The organism is Myxococcus sp. XM-1-1-1, from assembly GCF_020037095.1.
Classification (GTDB): domain Bacteria; phylum Myxococcota; class Myxococcia; order Myxococcales; family Myxococcaceae; genus Myxococcus; species Myxococcus fulvus.
Genome location: NZ_JAIQDH010000001.1, coordinates 785,624 through 800,947 on the forward strand (window position 1 = coordinate 785,624; position 15,324 = coordinate 800,947).

10 protein-coding genes are annotated in these 15,324 nt (G+C 69.3%); 7 read left to right on the top strand and 3 right to left on the bottom strand.

Annotated elements, in window-relative coordinates; translation table 11 throughout:
* Nucleotides 1-125: 125 nt before the first annotated feature.
* Nucleotides 126-2,795, top strand: coding sequence for an ATP-dependent Clp protease ATP-binding subunit (locus tag K8640_RS03300; protein WP_223745728.1), 2,670 nt, complete (start codon nt 126-128; stop codon nt 2,793-2,795).
* Here the strand turns inward: K8640_RS03300 and cutA are convergent.
* The 3 genes from cutA to K8640_RS03315 form a co-directional block, all read right to left on the bottom strand.
* Entirely contained in the window at nt 2,790-3,116 is a 327-nt protein-coding gene (gene cutA / locus K8640_RS03305; RefSeq protein ID WP_223745729.1) for a divalent-cation tolerance protein CutA, read from the bottom strand. The genes K8640_RS03300 and cutA overlap by 6 nt on opposite strands.
* 76 nt (nt 3,117-3,192) lie before the next feature.
* Entirely contained in the window at nt 3,193-4,155 is a 963-nt protein-coding gene (locus K8640_RS03310) for an ATP-binding protein (protein ID WP_223745730.1), read from the bottom strand.
* A gap of 59 nt (nt 4,156-4,214) precedes the next feature.
* Entirely contained in the window at nt 4,215-4,877 is a 663-nt protein-coding gene (locus tag K8640_RS03315; protein WP_141324400.1) for a hypothetical protein, read from the bottom strand.
* Nucleotides 4,878-5,158: 281 nt separating this feature from the next.
* Here K8640_RS03315 and K8640_RS03320 point away from each other — a divergent pair, with 281 nt between their 5' ends.
* The 6 genes from K8640_RS03320 (at nt 5,159) to K8640_RS03345 (ending at nt 15,252) form a co-directional block, all read left to right on the top strand.
* Entirely contained in the window at nt 5,159-8,746 is a 3,588-nt protein-coding gene (locus K8640_RS03320) for a tetratricopeptide repeat protein (RefSeq protein WP_223745731.1), read from the top strand.
* Nucleotides 8,746-10,206 carry an adventurous gliding motility TPR repeat lipoprotein GltE gene (gene gltE, locus K8640_RS03325; protein WP_223745732.1) on the top strand — a complete coding sequence of 487 codons (1,461 nt, stop codon included), beginning with the start codon at nt 8,746-8,748 and terminating at the stop codon, nt 10,204-10,206. Before K8640_RS03320 ends, gltE begins: the two co-directional genes overlap by 1 nt.
* A gap of 128 nt (nt 10,207-10,334) precedes the next feature.
* Nucleotides 10,335-10,613 (top strand): adventurous gliding motility protein CglF, encoded by a 279-nt coding sequence (gene cglF / locus K8640_RS03330; protein ID WP_223745733.1) that lies wholly within the window; start codon nt 10,335-10,337, stop codon nt 10,611-10,613.
* Between the two features lie 79 nt (nt 10,614-10,692).
* The gene (gene gltG / locus K8640_RS03335; protein ID WP_223745734.1) at nt 10,693-12,648 is read left to right on the top strand and encodes an adventurous gliding motility protein GltG; all 1,956 of its coding nucleotides are present in this window, start codon (nt 10,693-10,695) and stop codon (nt 12,646-12,648) included.
* A 105-nt stretch (nt 12,649-12,753) separates the two neighbouring features.
* Nucleotides 12,754-13,386, top strand: coding sequence for an adventurous gliding motility protein CglE (cglE, locus tag K8640_RS03340; protein WP_141324395.1), 633 nt, complete (start codon nt 12,754-12,756; stop codon nt 13,384-13,386).
* Between the two features lie 210 nt (nt 13,387-13,596).
* On the top strand, nt 13,597-15,252 hold the full coding sequence (locus K8640_RS03345) for a DEAD/DEAH box helicase (RefSeq protein ID WP_223745735.1): 1,656 nt from the start codon (nt 13,597-13,599) through the stop codon (nt 15,250-15,252).
* Nucleotides 15,253-15,324 lie beyond the last annotated feature (72 nt).

Below are 15,324 nucleotides of genomic sequence, written 5' to 3' on the forward strand. Positions count from 1 at the left end.
CTCATGCGTGTCCACCCTCCGAGGAGCAGGAGGGCGCCTCGTCAGCACGCCTGCTCGTGGCCGAGCCCCACGCCCGCCTCCGTCCCTAGCTTGCCCGAGGGAGTGGAGCGCGGAGGTCGTCGACCATGCTGTGTCAGAACTGTGGAACGCGCCCGGCCGCGGTCCAGCTCAAGAAGCGGATGGAGGGACAGGAGACGACCCTCCAGCTCTGCAACCACTGCGCGAGCGCGATGGGCGTGGGGCTGAGCGGAGCGAACGGCTTCGGCAGCCTGGAGAGCCTCGTCGAGCAGTTGATGGGCCCGCGCCCGCGGAGCCGGGAGAACCTGCTCACGCAGCTGTCGGAGATGGCGCAGCAGGTGTTGGAGCGCGCGGCGCGGATGACGCTCGACTCGGGCTATGAGCGGATGCGCATCGAGCATCTGCTGTTGTCGTTGTTGCACTCGGTGCCGGAGCTGCGCGAGGCACTCAAGCACCTGGGCGCGCCCGTGGACGAGTTCGAGACGCGACTGGACGCGGTGATGCCGCGCCGCGAGCCGCGCAAGGCGGCCGTCGTCGCGCTGTCCTCCGGCGTCAAGCGCGTGCTCCAGATCGCGCGGCTCCAGGCCCTGCAGATGGGGCACAGCTTCATCGGTCCCGAGCACCTGTTGCTGGGCATCCTGATGGAGGCGGAGAGCTTCGCCGCGCAGTTCCTCTCGGGCGTCGACGTCAACGAACTGCGCAAGCGCCTGATGGCCTCGATAGGGGGCCCGGCCACGCCCGCGCCCGGAGGCGGAGCCCGTCAGGGGAGCGGAGGCCTGCCGCCGAACCTCACGCGCTTCACGCGGGATGTGTCCGCGCTCGCGCGAGCCGGGGAGCTGGACCCGGTCATCGGGCGCGAGAAGGAGATCAGCCGCGTCATCCGCATCTTGAGCCGCAAGACGAAGAACAACCCGGTGCTCATCGGCGAGCCGGGTGTGGGCAAGACGGCCATCGCGGAGGGGCTCGCGCAGCGAATCATCTCGGGGGATGTGCCGGAGGTGCTCAAGGACAAGCGCGTGTTGTCGCTGGACCTGGGCAGCGTGCTGGGAGGCACGAAGTTCCGGGGCGAATTCGAGGAGCGCTTCAAGGGACTGATGGATGAGATTCGCGCCCTCAAGGGGCAGATCATCCTCTTCATCGACGAGGTGCACACGGTGGTGGGGGCGGGCGGCGCGGAGGGCGCGGTGGACGCGTCCAACCTGCTCAAGCCCGCCCTGGCGCGGGGCGAGCTCCAGTGCCTGGGCGCCACGACGCTGGACGAATACCGCAAGAACATCGAGAAGGACGCCGCGCTCGAGCGGCGCTTCCAGCCGGTCATGGTGGCGGAGCCCACGCCGGAGCAGGCCATCGAAATCCTGCGCGGGCTGCGCGACGCGTACGAGGCGCACCACCGGGTGAAGATCCTCGACACGTCGCTGACGGCGTCCGTCGAGCTGTCGGACAAGTACGTCAATGACCGCTTCCTGCCGGACAAGGCCATCGACCTGCTCGACGAGGCCTCCGCCATGGTGCGCCTGGGCGCGCGCACCGCGCCGGACCGCCTGGGCGAGGTGGAGGCGATGCTGGAGCAGAAGGAGAAGGACAAGAGCGCCGCGGTGGCGGGGGAGCGCTACGAGGAGGCCAGCCGGCTCAAGGGTGAAATCGAGACCCTGCGCACCGAGCTGGAGGGGCTGCGGACCCAGTGGCAATTGAAACGCGGTGTCACCGAGCCCTCCGTGACGCCCGAGGACATCGCCACGGTGGTGAGTGAGTGGACGGGCATCCCCGCGCGCAAGCTGCAGCAGGAGGAGAGCCAGCGACTCTTGGAGATGGAGGACGCGCTGAAGCAGCGCGTGGTGGGGCAGGAGGACGCGCTCCGGGCCATCGCTGAAGCCGTGCGCCGTGCGCGCGCGGGGCTGAAGGACCCGAACCGGCCCATCGGCTCGTTCCTGTTCCTGGGGCCCACGGGCGTGGGGAAGACGGAGACGGCGCGCGCGCTGGCCGACTACCTGTTCAACGACGAGGCCGCGATGATCCGCCTGGACATGTCCGAGTTCCAGGAGCGCCACACCGTGAGCCGTCTCATCGGCGCGCCGCCCGGTTACGTGGGCTACGAGGAGGCCGGTCGGTTGACGGAGGCCGTGCGGCGCAGGCCCTACTCGGTGCTGCTGTTCGACGAGGTGGAGAAGGCCCACCCGGACGTGTTCAACCTGCTGTTGCAAATCCTGGATGACGGCCGGCTCACGGACTCACGCGGGCGCACGGTGGACTTCAAGAACGCGGTCATCATCATGACGTCCAACCTGGGCTCGGAGGCGATGGGGGCCGCGAGGGCGGCGCTGGGCTTCCAGCGCTCGGAGGACGAGGAGAAGACGGGCCGGGAGCGCGCCAGCGAGGCGGTGATGAACGCGCTGCGCGGCCACTTCCGTCCGGAGTTCATCAACCGCATCGACGACATCATCGTCTTCCATCCGCTCAACCCCGCGCAGTTGAGGCGCATCGTCGACACGATGCTGGAGGCCACCCGCCGCAAGCTGCACGGGCAGAACCTGCGCCTGGAGCTGACGGACACCGCGCGCGACGCGCTGGCGGAGCGGGGCTTCGAGCCGCGCTATGGGGCAAGGCCCCTTCGCCGCGTCATCCAGCGCGAGCTGGAGACGGAGATCAGCCGCATGCTGCTCCGAGGCTCGGTGAGCGAGGGCCAGCGCATCCTCGTCGACTTCCAGGACGGACACTTCGTCTTCACCGCGGACGCCGGTGTCTCCGTCACGCCCGAGCCGACGACAGCCCCGTCATGACGGCGCGCGGGTGCTGTCCAGGATCCAGGCCAGGTAGGGCGCATGGCCACTGGCGATGTCGAAGCGCAAGACCTCCGGCACGTCGTAGGGGTGCAGCTCGACGATGCGCGAGCGCAGGGCGTCGAAGAGGGAGGCGCGCGTCTTGAAGAGGATGAGCGCCTCCGCGTCGTCCTGCACCTTGCCCTCCCAGCGGTAGATGGAGCGCAGCCCGGGGAGGATGTTGCCGCACGCGGCGAGCTGCTCCTCCACGAGGCTTCGCGCCAGCTCGGCGGCCTTGTCGGCGGAGGGCGCGGTGACGAGGACGAGGATGGCGTCGGTCATCCGCGCATTGACGCAAAGGACCCGCGGGCACGTCCACTGTCGTGAGCCGGAATACCCGGCTCCGACCCGGAAGCGCTCAGCGGCCCGCGCTGCGCATTCCCGCGGGCGGGTTGTGCAGCGAGTCCATCTCCTGCCGCGTGCGCCGACGGTCCGGCGTGTCCTTCGGCAGCTCCACGAAGGTGCACATCTCGCACAGGCGGCTGTAGATGCGCTCGCCCACGCGCTCGCGCAGCAGCTCGTAGTCCTTCACCGCGGCGCGCGCGTCCTCCGTGGTCCGGTAGCCCGTGGGCCCGTGGGTGCGCTGCTTCTTCTCCGGCTCCAGCGAGTAGTTCGTCGCGAACAGCGTGGTGCGCCCCGCGTTGTAGCGGCGGGCGATGAGCTCATCGAGCGTCTCCATCTCGAAGGGACTGCCGCGCCCCTTGCCCAGCTCGTCGATGGCCAGCACCTCCACCTCCGACAGCGGCCCGATGATCTCCCCGCCGCTCTTGCCCTCCTGGAAGCCGCGCCGGATGGTGGCGTAGAGCAGCGAGATCTCCACGTACCGCGCCCGCACGCCCACCTCGATGACCAGGTGGCCGAGCGTGGCCGCGAGCAGGTGCGTCTTCCCCGTGCCCACCGGGCCACTCAGGATGAAGCCCTTGGACGTCGCGCCCTTCACGTACTGGTGGCCGAAGTGCATCGCCACGCCGCGGCCCCGGTCCTGCGCCTCGTTGAAGGCCCGGTAGTTGTCGAACGACGCATGCGCCACCACGCCGGGCAGCCGCACCTCGTTGTAGAGCGACACGCGCCGCCGCCGCCGCGTGCACGAGCACGGCTCCATCACCTCGTAGCGCTTGGGACCCACCTTCTGGCTGAAGACGGCCTCGCGCTCCACGAGCACATGGCCACGTCCCTCGCAGACGGAGCAGCTCTCCGAGCACACGCACACGCGCGCCTGGGCCTGGTCTCCCTGCCGTTCGATGACGTACGTCCGGCCGGAACACACACGGCAGCCGTCGCCGCCCACCTTCGCTCCCACACCCATCTCGCGCATCGCCATAGCAGAGCCCTTCCCCGTCCCCTCGTGAACTGAACATACGAGCAGTGTCGGGCCGCTTCTCACACTTCCTTCACGCCCAGTCGTCGCCGCACCGCCGCCACCAGGCGAAAGCGCCGCGACAGCTTCCTCGCGCGCACGGACATCACCTGTTGTTCGCTACCCACCGAAAGCGCGTCGCGCCACACCTGGTGACGTTGAGAGAAGGGCAGGGCGCGCAGGAGCACCAGGAAGCTCAAGGACTCCTGGGCATCCAGCGCGGAGGGCTCCTCCGGAACGCGGGCCAGCACCGTCCCACGCAGCCACGCCACCCGGGGCGCCAGCGTGGAGTCCCGCCCCGCCAGGTCCTCGAGCGCGTCCACCAGCCGGGCGTGTCGGGTCTCTTCCCACGACAGCGCCTTGCGACGTCGCGAGGGGGCCTCCGGCTCCGCGGCCACGCCCGCGCCCGCCGCCAGCGCGCGGTACTTCTTGATCTCCGCGTCCACCTGCCGCCGGCACGCGCGCAGGTTGCGCAGCACCGGCTCACCCGGACGCGCATCCCACAGGGCCTTCTCCGCGGAGCGGGAGATGCCTCGCGCCACCACCTCGAAGGGCACGCCCTCCCGGGCCCACGCCGTGAGCAGCTCCGTGTCCAACGCCGACAACATGAGCCCCGCGCCACGCACCGCGAGGAAGTAGTCCTGCACCAGCTCCTCGAAGCTGGCGCTCTCTGGCAACAGGCTCATGATCCAGCACAACTCCCAGCAGGGCGACCGGACAGCCGGCCGTCCGCTCCCCCATACCCGGTGGGTCCGACAAGGCAACCACCTTGTCGTCCTTTTCACAGTCGTTCTGGAAGTTTGCCGGCATGCTTTCCACTTCTGGAGCGGCCAGCCAGTCAGGGTTGACCCTGCCCTTGGAAACCGCGCATAGTGGTTCTCCCCGAATGGAAATTCCCGAAGATTCCCGGCCACTTGGCTGTCTGGCAAGCAACCGGGGACGCCGGTCCCCCCCGCTTAGGAAGACCATGCGCCGTTCGCTCCTCGTCTGCCTCGTGCTCCTGGCCACGGCCTCCGCCGCTCAGGAGAAGAAAGCGCCGCGTGACGCCGACCTCGGCAGGAAGTCCGCCACCGCGGTGGACAAGTCCCTTGCCGGAGACATCACGCGAGAGAAGAAGAAGGAAGAAGTCGCTCCCGCGCTCCAGTACGACCAGTTCCGCCTCGGCGTCGAGTTCCAGGTGGCTTCCAAGCGGCGCGAGCAGATCGCCTCGCTGAAGAAGATCATCTCGCTGTCGCCGGACCCGAAGGAGGTCCCCAGCCTGTTGTTCCGGTTGGGTGAGTTCTATTGGGAGGAATCGAAGTTCTATTTCTTCGAGGCCAACCGCAAGGACGACGACCTGCTCAAGGCGATGAACGCCAACGACGCCGCGGGCCAGCAGCGCGCCAAGGCGGAGAAGGCGGAGCTCGTCGCCAGGCAGAAGGAGTACGGCAAGCTCGCCGTCGAGCAGTACACGAAGATCGTCCAGGAGCACCCGAAGTTCGAGCGCACGGACGAGGTGCTCTTCTTCCTCGGTCAGTACCTGATGGAGGAGGGCCAGGACAGGAAGGCGCTCGTCGCCTTCAAGCGCCTGGTGGAGAAGCACCCGACGTCCAAGTTCATCCCCGACGCGTACCTAGCGTTCGGCGAGTACTACTTCAACAACTCCAAGGGCAAGCGCCCGGAGCTGGAGAAGGCGCTGGTGGCCTACAAGAAGGCCGCCGAGTTCCCCGAGAGCCAGGTGTACGCGTTCGCCCTCTACAAGCAGGGCTGGTGCCACTACAACCTGGGCGACTACGAGGCGGCGAAGGACAAGTTCAAGACGGTGGTGCTCTACGGCGAACTGGCCGGCGCCAACGCGGTGGAGAAGGACGGCGGCAAGAGCGGCCGTGGCTCGCTGGTGCGCGAGGCCCGCACGGACTACGTGCGCGCGTACGCGCATCAGGGTGACGTGGCCCAGGCGCGCGCGGACTTCGGCAAGGTCGCGTCCAATCCGGATGATCGCTTCACGATGATGAAGCAGCTCGCCAACATGTACTACGGCGACGGCAAGGACCGCGAAGCGGCGCTGACCTTCAACTCCCTCATCAAGGAGAAGCCGCTGTCGCCCGAGGCGCCCGGCTTCCAGGGGAAGATCGTCGACTGCATCCTGCGCATGGGCAACAAGGAGCGCACCGTGGCCCAGGTGCGCCGGCTCGTGAAGATCATGAAGGAGGTCGAGGGCTCCGGCGTCATCAAGGAGGACAAGGACAAGAAGCTGCTCGCCGAGGCGAAGGAGCTGTCCGAGCGCACCCTGTCCAACCTGGCCGTCACCTGGCACAACGAGGGCAAGAAGACGCGCAACGAGGACACGTTCCGCTACGCGGACGCCGTCTACAGCGACTACCTCACGCTCTTCCCGGACAACCCCAAGGCGTACGACCTGCGCTTCTTCTGGGCGGAGCTGCTCAACGACAACCTGCAGAACTACGAGAAGTCCGCCGCCAACTACACGCTGGTCGTCCTGCAGGACGCCAAGGTGCTGGAGGCCAAGGACGACAAGGGCAAGCCCAAGCCGGGCAAGCCGGGCAAGTGGCTGCAGAACGCCGCCTACAACGCGGTGCTCGCCTACGACGAGGTCGTCAAGACGGCCGAGTCGCGCGGCGAGGCGAAGAGCGAGGGTGTGTCTTCCGACATCACCAAGAAGGCCACCATCCCCACGCTGAAGAAGGCGCTGCTGGACGCGTGCGAGCGCTACCTCAAGTACGTGCCCAAGGGCGACAAGCGGGTGGAGATCGCCTTCAAGGCGGCCAACATCTACTACCGCCACAACCACTTCGACGAGGCGGTGCTGCGCTTCAGCGAGATCGCGCTCGGCTACCCCGAGTACAAGTTCGAGGACGGCTCGCGCGCGGCGGAGATCAGCGCCAACCTCATCCTGGACTCGTACAACCTGCTGCAGGACTTCGCGAAGGTGAACGAGTGGGCGCGCCGCTTCTACGCCAACGACAAGCTGGCGACGGGCAAGTTCCGCGACGACCTGGCGAAGCTCATCGAGCAGTCGTCCTTCAAGCTGGTCAGCCAGCTGGAGGAGAAGAAGGAGTTCGCCAAGGCGGCCGAGGCGTACCTCAACTTCGTGCACGACTTCCCGCAGACGGAGATCGCCGACCTGGCGCTCTACAACGCGTCCGTCGACTACTACAAAGCCAAGATGCTGGATAAGACCATCGAGGTCCGCGCCCGGCTCTTCGCGCAGTACCCCCGTTCCAAGTACGTGCCGGACTCCATCTACGCGAACGCGGAGGCGCTGGAGGCCATCGGCGACTTCGAGCAGGCCGCGACCACGTACGAGCTGTACGTGAAGGGCTACGAGCGCAGCCTCGGGGAGAAGGGCGGCGGCGGCGCCAAGGCGCGCGGCAAGAGCGCCAGGAACGCCAGGAAGGGCGGCGGCGACGACAACAAGCCCGCGGTGGTGCAGAAGTGGGACGAGTCCAAGGCGCAGGTGGCGCTGTTCAACGCGTCCACCTACCGCGAGGGCCTGGGCCAGACGAAGGCCGCGCTGAAGAACCGCGAGCGCTACCTGGAGCTGTGGCCGAAGGCGAAGGACGCGGACGACATCCGGCTGTCCATCATCGACCTGACCGGCAAGAGCGGCGCGGCGATGAAGGCCATCAAGATGCTGGAGGAGTACGAGCGCGACAACATGCGCTCGGCCAGCAAGTTCCTCACGGCCGAGGGTCGCATCATCGACCTGTACAAGAAGATGAACAAGACGCGCGACGTGGTGCGCATGTACAAGCGCGTGGGCGAGCACTTCGACCAGCTGCCGCGCCGCGTGCAGACCACGCTGGAGAAGCCCGCGCTGGCCACCGCCGCCCAGGCGCACTTCCTGGGCGTGGAGCCGGACTGGGCCGAGTACAAGCGCCTGAAGCTGTACTGGGGCGCCCCGCCGTCGCCGGACCGCTTCCGCGCCAGCATCCAGGACAAGAGCCGCGCGCTGCAGGTGGTGGAGAAGAAGTACGTGCAGACGGTGTCCCTGGGCGCGCCCGAGCCGTCGCTGTGCGCGCTCAACCGCATCGGCCTGGCGTACGACCACTTCGCCGACCGCGTCACCAACGCGCCCATGCCCCGCGGCCTGGACGAGGAGTCCCAGCAGGCGCTGCGCGACGAGTTCTCCAACCAGGCCCAGCCGCTCAAGGACAAGGCCACGGAGGCCTTCGCCGCCACGGTGGCCAAGAGCCGCGAGCTGGACGTGTTCAACGACTGCGCCGCCGAGGCGCTGAAGATGCTGCGCACGACCTACCAGCCGGACCGCTACCCGGAGATGCACGAGGAGAAGGTCGCCCTGAAGAGCCGCAGCCAGCTCATCGGTGGTGACGTGCTCGCGGGCATCCAGGACGTGCCGCCCCCGGCGCCCACCGCGGTGGCCGAGGCCCAGAAGAAGAAGGAGACGCTGCAGGAGGACCTCACGGACCTCACCGCGCAGCTGCGCTCGCAGACCGAGACCCAGGTGGACACCAAGTCCACCGCCTCCACCCCGGATGGCACCAAGCCCGCCAAGTCGGGCGGCGCCGACGAGGAGCCGGAGGACTTCCTCTAATGAACCGGACGACCCGTACCATGCGCCTGTTCCCCCTGCTGGCCGCCGCGGCGCTCATCGCCGCCGGCTGCTCCTCGTCCAAGGCCACCGGCCCCGCGGCTCCGTCCAAGGGCCCCGTCGCGAAGTCCCCGTCGGATGCGCCGCCGCCGCCCATCTCGAACACGGCCAAGGCCCGCTTCGAGGACGCGGTGAAGTCCTTCGACACGCAAAAGAAGGCCAAGGCGTTCGACTACCCGGCGCTGGAGCGCAAGTTCAAGTCGGCCCTGGAGTCCGACGCGAACCTGGCCGAGGCAGAGTACAACCTGGGCGTCATCGCCGAGCGCCAGGGCAACACCACCGAGGCCAAGGCCCGCTACAAGGCCGCGCTCACCAAGAAGCCCTCGCTGCGCCAGGCGTCGGAGAACCTGGCCGTCATGGAGCAGAACGCGGGCAACGTGGCCGGCGCCGTGGCCCTCTACCAGGAGGTCCTCCAGCGCTACCCGGACGACGCGCAGTCGCGCGCCCGTCTGGCGGAGATCTACCGGCAGCAGAACGACCACGACAAGGCGATGGAGCTGTCGCGCGGCGCGCTGATGCGCGACCCCGCGTCCACCACCGCGCTGAAGGTGATGATCCGCAGCTACCTGGACCGCAAGCAGCTCTCCATGGCGAAGCTGGTGGCGCTGCGCGGCGTGAAGCTGGACGGCGCGGACCCGGAGCTGCACCACCTGGTGGGCATCATCCAACTGCGCGAGGGCAACGCGGACGACGCGCGGCTGTCCTTCAAGAAGGCACTGGAGGCGCGCGACGACTATGTCCCCTCGCACGTGGAGCTGGCCCAGCTGTCGCTCGACGCGGAGGACTACCCCGGCGCCGAGGAGCACCTGCGCCGCATCCTGCAGGCGGACGGGAAGAACGCCACCGCGCACCTGAACCTGGGCCTCTCCTACAAGGGCCAGGGGCAGTACGACAAGGCGATGCAGGAGTACGACGAGGCGGAGAAGCTCGACCCGGAGCTGGCGGCGGTGAGCCTCAACCGCGCCATCATCCTGCACAAGGTGAAGGACGCACCCGAGCGCGCCCTGGAGCTCTACAAGAAGTACGTCGCCATGGCGGGTGACGGCGTGGGCCTCTCCGGTGAGTCCCCGGTCTTCGGGCTGCTGCGCGAGGCGGAGACCCTCGTCAACGCCAAGCGCGAGGCCGCCATGGCCGAGCAGCAGGCGAAGAAGATGGAGGAGCTCCAGAAGCAGCAGCAGTCCCAGATGCAGGCCGCGGAGAAGAAGAACCAGGAGAAGAACCAGGCCCCGCCCCCGGGTGGCGCCGTGGCTCCGGTGGCCGGCTCCGGCACGGGCGCGCAGGCCACGCCCGCGGGTGGGACTCCGCCCCCGTCGCCCGCACCTGCGCCCGCGCCCGCGGAGAAGAAGAATGCAGGCACGGCGGATCCTTCCGAGCCGGGTGAGCCCGAAGACGACCTGCTGTGAAAGTTGGGACGTCCCCGGGTGCCTTCGCTGTGGCGGGCCCCGGGGCGATGATGCGAACCTTCGCGGTGTCCGCGTCAGCGGACACACGGTGTGGAACGGGCCCGGCGGGGCCCGCGTGGGAGACAGTGATGCGGAAGGCTCTGATGCTGTGCGCGGTGCTCTCGGCGGCGACCGCGTTCGCCCAGGATGACGACGCCGCCAAGCCGGCGGGTGGTGGGGCGGGCGACGGCAATGTGCGCTACTCGAAGACGACCAACATCGACTTCGAGGACGACACCATCGAAGGCGACCTCACCAAGCCGGACGGCGAGTACATCGACGCCCGCGAGAGGGTGAAGCACTCGAACCTCATCCGCATCCGCGAGGACTTCGAGGACAAGGTGATGCAGTCGGTGGGCGAGCTGTAGTTTCCGCCTTCCTGCGCCGGTGGGAACCTGCCGGCGCGCGCGTTGTCATACCGGGCATTGACCCCACGCAGGAGCCTTCATGGCCGTTCCGCTGACACTCAAGGTCTTCAAGGGCGAGACGTTGGTCACGTCCAAGGACTACGAGCGCGACATCATCAAGATTGGCCGTCTGTCCTCGGCGCACCTGTGCCTGGAGGACGAGAAGGTCAGCCGCATCCACTCCGTCATCGAGGTCGCCGGCGACGGCTCCATGTCCATCATCGACATGGGCAGCGTCGAGGGGACGTATGTCAACGACAAGCGGGTCAACAAGGGCCAGCTGTCGTTCGGTGACAGGATTCGCGTGGGTGGGACGACCATCCACCTGGAGAACCCGGCCGCCGTGGCCGCGGTGAACCTGGCCGTCGCCGCCGCGAGCACCGACGCCACCACGGAGAAGAACCCCGTGCTGGCCGCGGGAGCTCCGGCCGCCGGGCTCGCGCAGGCCGCCGCCGTGGCCGCCGAGCCCGAGGCCCCCGCTCCGGCCGCCGCCGCGAGCTCGGGCGCGCTGGATGCCTCCGTCGCCGCCACGCAGAAGAACGCCATCGTGGCCGCCGAAGAGCAGCCCGCTCCCGTGGCCCGCGAGGCCGCCGCCGAGGCCGCGCCGCGTGCTCGCACCGTGCGCCGCTCCAAGTCGAGCGGTCCGCAGGGCGTGGCGCTGCGCTTCTCCTGGGGCGATCAGCGGGTGGGCGAGTTCTTCGTGGGCCCGGGCGCCAAGCGCGCCGTGGCGGTGGGCAGCGCCGCGGGCGTCGACTTCGTCATGGGGGACGCCAAACTGGGCGGCCCGCGCTTCGAGGTGCTCCGCACCGACGGCCAGTCCTTCACCGTGCGCTTCACCGGCAAGATGAAGGGCGAGCTGGTGCGCAAGGGCGAGACGCAGGAGCTCAAGGCGGTCATCGAGTCCGGCAAGGCCTCGCACGAGGGTGACGCGTACACGCTCACGCTCGACGCGGAGGACTTCTTCTGGGTGGACCTGGGCGGCGTGACGATGGAGGCCGTCTTCCAGTCCGTTCCCAAGCGCGTCGTGGCGCCGCTGGGCGAGTCGCTGGACTACACCGCGCTCAACATCTTCCTGGTGATGTTCTTCGCGGCCACCGCGTTCGTCATCACCGCGATGAACCGCACCGGCGAGGGTGACGAGTACGCGGACGAGCTGTCCGCCAACTCCGCGCGCATCGCCAAGCTCATCATCAAGCCGCCCGAGGTGCAGAAGAACAAGTTCCTCGAGCGCCTCAATCAGCAGAAGGAGGCGAAGAAGAGCGGCGAGATGGCGGCCAAGAGCCGCGGTGACGAGGGTCAGATGGGCAAGAAGGACGCGCCCAAGACCAACAACCGCACCGCGCCCAAGGGCGACCCGAACAAGAAGGACGAGGCGCGCGCGCTGACCGCGAAGATCTTCGGCGGCGGCAAGGGCGGCATCTCCACCGTCTTCGGCAGCAAGGGCCTGGGCGGCGACCTGAAGAGCGCCATGGGCAACATGTTCGGCGCCAAGGCGGGCAACTCGGGCGGCTTCGGCGGCCTGGGCCTGCGCGGCTCCGGCGGCGGCGGTGGCGGCACGGGTGACACCGTGGGCATCGGCGGCATCGGCACCAAGGGCCGCGGCGGTGGCACCGGCAGCTACGGCACCGGCGTGGGCGTTTTGGGCGGCAAGTCCAGTGTGGACGTGGGCATCACCTCGTCCGACCCGGAGGTCATGGGCTCGCTGGACAAGGAGCTCATCCGCAAGGTCATCCAGGCCAACCGCGCGCAGATCCGCTACTGCTACGAGAGCATGCTCAACCGCTTCCCGAAGCTGGGCGGCAAGGTGGCGGTGAAGTTCGTCATCACGGCCACCGGCTCCGTGGCGTCGTCCTCGGTGGCGCAGTCCACGGCGGGCAACGCGGAGCTGGAGACGTGTGTGGCGGGCCGCGTTCGCACCTGGAAGTTCCCCGAGCCCAAGGGTGGTGGCGTGGTGGTCGTCACCTATCCGTTCATCTTCAAGCAGTCCGGCGAGTAGCGCGCCGGATGTTCATTGTCGGACGGGCGGCCCTTCCCCGGGGCCGCCCGCGCAGTCACCCCGGCTCCCGTCCCCCGTGGGCGCCCCCGTCAACCTCAGGACCGCATGAAAGCCCTCGCCCCCATTGCCCTGTGTGCCGCGTTCGTCCTCCCCATGGCCGCGAGCGCACAGCAACCACCCACCACGGCGACGGGTGACCGGCCCGCCACCACGTTCGATGAAATCGAGCGGGGCTTCTACTTCGCGCTGCTCGGCGGTCCGCTGTTCGTGACCAACCCGCCCGCGGCCGAGGGGACGCCCCGGCCCTTCTCCTCCGGCCCCATGGCCCAGGTGGAGGTGGGCGTGGACCTGGGCGAGCGCATCTCCGTGGGCCTGTTCGTCATGGGCTCCAGCATCCGCACCAGCGCCGAGTACATCGGCGAGTCCGGCGGCGCGGTGTCCGGGGACTACTCCACCTTCGTCCCGGGCGCGGTGCTGCGCGCGCGTCTGGTGGGCCTGGCCGACAGCCAGGAAGTGAAGCGCACGTGGTTCTATCTCCGCGCGGGCGCGGGTTATGCGATGTTCTCGCCGAAGCGTCTCCTTCCGGATTCCGACATTCTTGTGTTTGCCGGGCCCGGAGTGGAGTACTACACACGGTTGCGCCACTTTTCCGTGGGGCTCGAGGTCACGGGGAACTACCTCGTTTCCGGAGGCTCGTTCGGATTCGCTGTGGCGCCGAACATTCGCTACGCGTTCTAGCGGGAGATAGACGTGCCTCAGGAGAATGGAAGCGGTGGGCCGCGCCAGGGTGGGCGCGGTCGTGACGGGGGTGCGCCGGGTCAGGGCCCGCGCCGTGATGGTCCTGGCGGTGGATTTGGTGGCCGTGGCGGTCCCGGAGGCCCTGGTGGTGGCAGGGGCGAGGGACGTGGCCGTGGCGAGGGCCGGGGTCGTGGCCGCGACGAGGGCCCCGTGGGCCCGGGCCAGCGGGTCATCTCCGAGCTGAGCGTCCTGGAGAAGGCGCTGTCCAAGACGGACTTCACGGCCGAGAAGGCTCCGCTGCAGGCGATCGTCCGCTCGCTGCGGCCCATGCGGCTGAAGTCCCTGGATGATCTGGACCTCAACACGCGAGGTCGCCTCATCACCACGATGCTGCGCGTGCAGCGTCAGCCCAAGCCGGCCGCGCCGGAGGCTGCCGCCGCCGACGCGGCTCCGGCCGAGGCCCCCGCGGCTGCTGCGGAGGCGGCGGCTCCGGCCGAGGGTGCCGAGGCTGTCGCCACGGAGGGCGCGCCCGCGGAGGCGGCGGCTCCGGCGGCGCCCGCGGTGGACCCGGCGAAGGAGAAGTTCGACGCGTGGACGGACGTGCTGTTCCTGGTGGGACAGGTCTGGCGTGCTGCGGGCGACAAGGAGCGCGCCGAGGCGGCCTTCACCGCCAGCGGCCGTCAGCCGGGCCCCGAGGTCGAGGAGCCCCAGGCGCCCGCGCAGGCCCGGACGGAGTCGCGTCCGGAGCGCGGTGAGCGTCGCGAGCGCCCGGAGCGGGGCGAGCGTCGGGAGCGCGGTGAGCGTCCGGAGCGCGGCGCGTCCGGTGAGCGTCGTGAGCGCCCGGAGCGGGGCGAGCGTCGGGAGCGCGGTGAGCGTCCGGAGCGCGGCGCGCCCGGTGATCGCCGTCCGGTGCCCGAGCTGACCGGGGACTGGAAGGAGCAGGCCAAGCAGCTGGAGGCCATGGGCCGCACGCGTGACGCGGGCCGGCTCCACGAGCGCAACGGCGGCTTCGCCGACGCGGCGCGCCTGTTCGAGGCGGGCGGGGACCTCAAGAGCGCCCTGCGCAACGCCCTCGCGGGTGGGGACAACGACTCCGCGCGCAAGCTGGTGAGCACGCTGCCGGCGGATCAGCTCGCCCCCACGCTGGAGAAGGCCGGCGCCTACGAGCTCCTCATGGAGCACTACGTGGGCAAGGGTGACTTCGAGAACGTGGCGCGCCTGTACGAGCGGGCCCGCCAGTTCGACCAGGCGGCGCTCGCCTATGAGCGCGCGGGCAAGCTGACCCTGGCGCGCAAGTCGTACGAGCGCTCGCGGGACATGGCCAGCGCCAACCGCATCCGCGGGCTCGAGGTGAAGAGCCTGGTGGAGCGTGGAGACCGTCTGGGCGCGGCCACGCTGCTCGTGGCGGCCGGCCAGCGCCGCGAGGCGGTGGAGGTGCTCGGCACGCTGCCTCCGCCCAAGGCGTTCCACTTCATGCAGCGGCTGAAGCTGGACGACGAGGCGAAGGAGCTGGCGCAGCGCGAGCTGGCCCGGGCCGAGTCGGAGCAGAAGCCCGCGGGCCGTGCCCGCTGGCTGGAGCTGCTGGGCGACGTCGCCGCGTCCGCCGAGGCGTGGGAGGCCGCGGGGCGCAAGGACAAGGCCCTGCCGCTCCACGAGAAGCTCGGCAACCTGACTCGCGCCGCCCAGCTCGCGGAGGAGCTGCAGCAGCGCGACAAGGCCGTGGCCCTCTACACCCAGCTGAATGACAGCGCGGGTCTGGAGCGGGCCAAGGCGCTGCCCGAGGCGGCTCCTGCTCCGGCGCCCACCGAGGCGTCCGCCGGGGGCGAGGACGGGGACACATCCCCCGACGCTTCCTCGGCCGAGTAGCAAGAAGGCCAATGATTCCCGCCCTTTGGCGGGTTTTGCACGATTGCTCGGGGGCGCTCGCGGCCGGTAGAG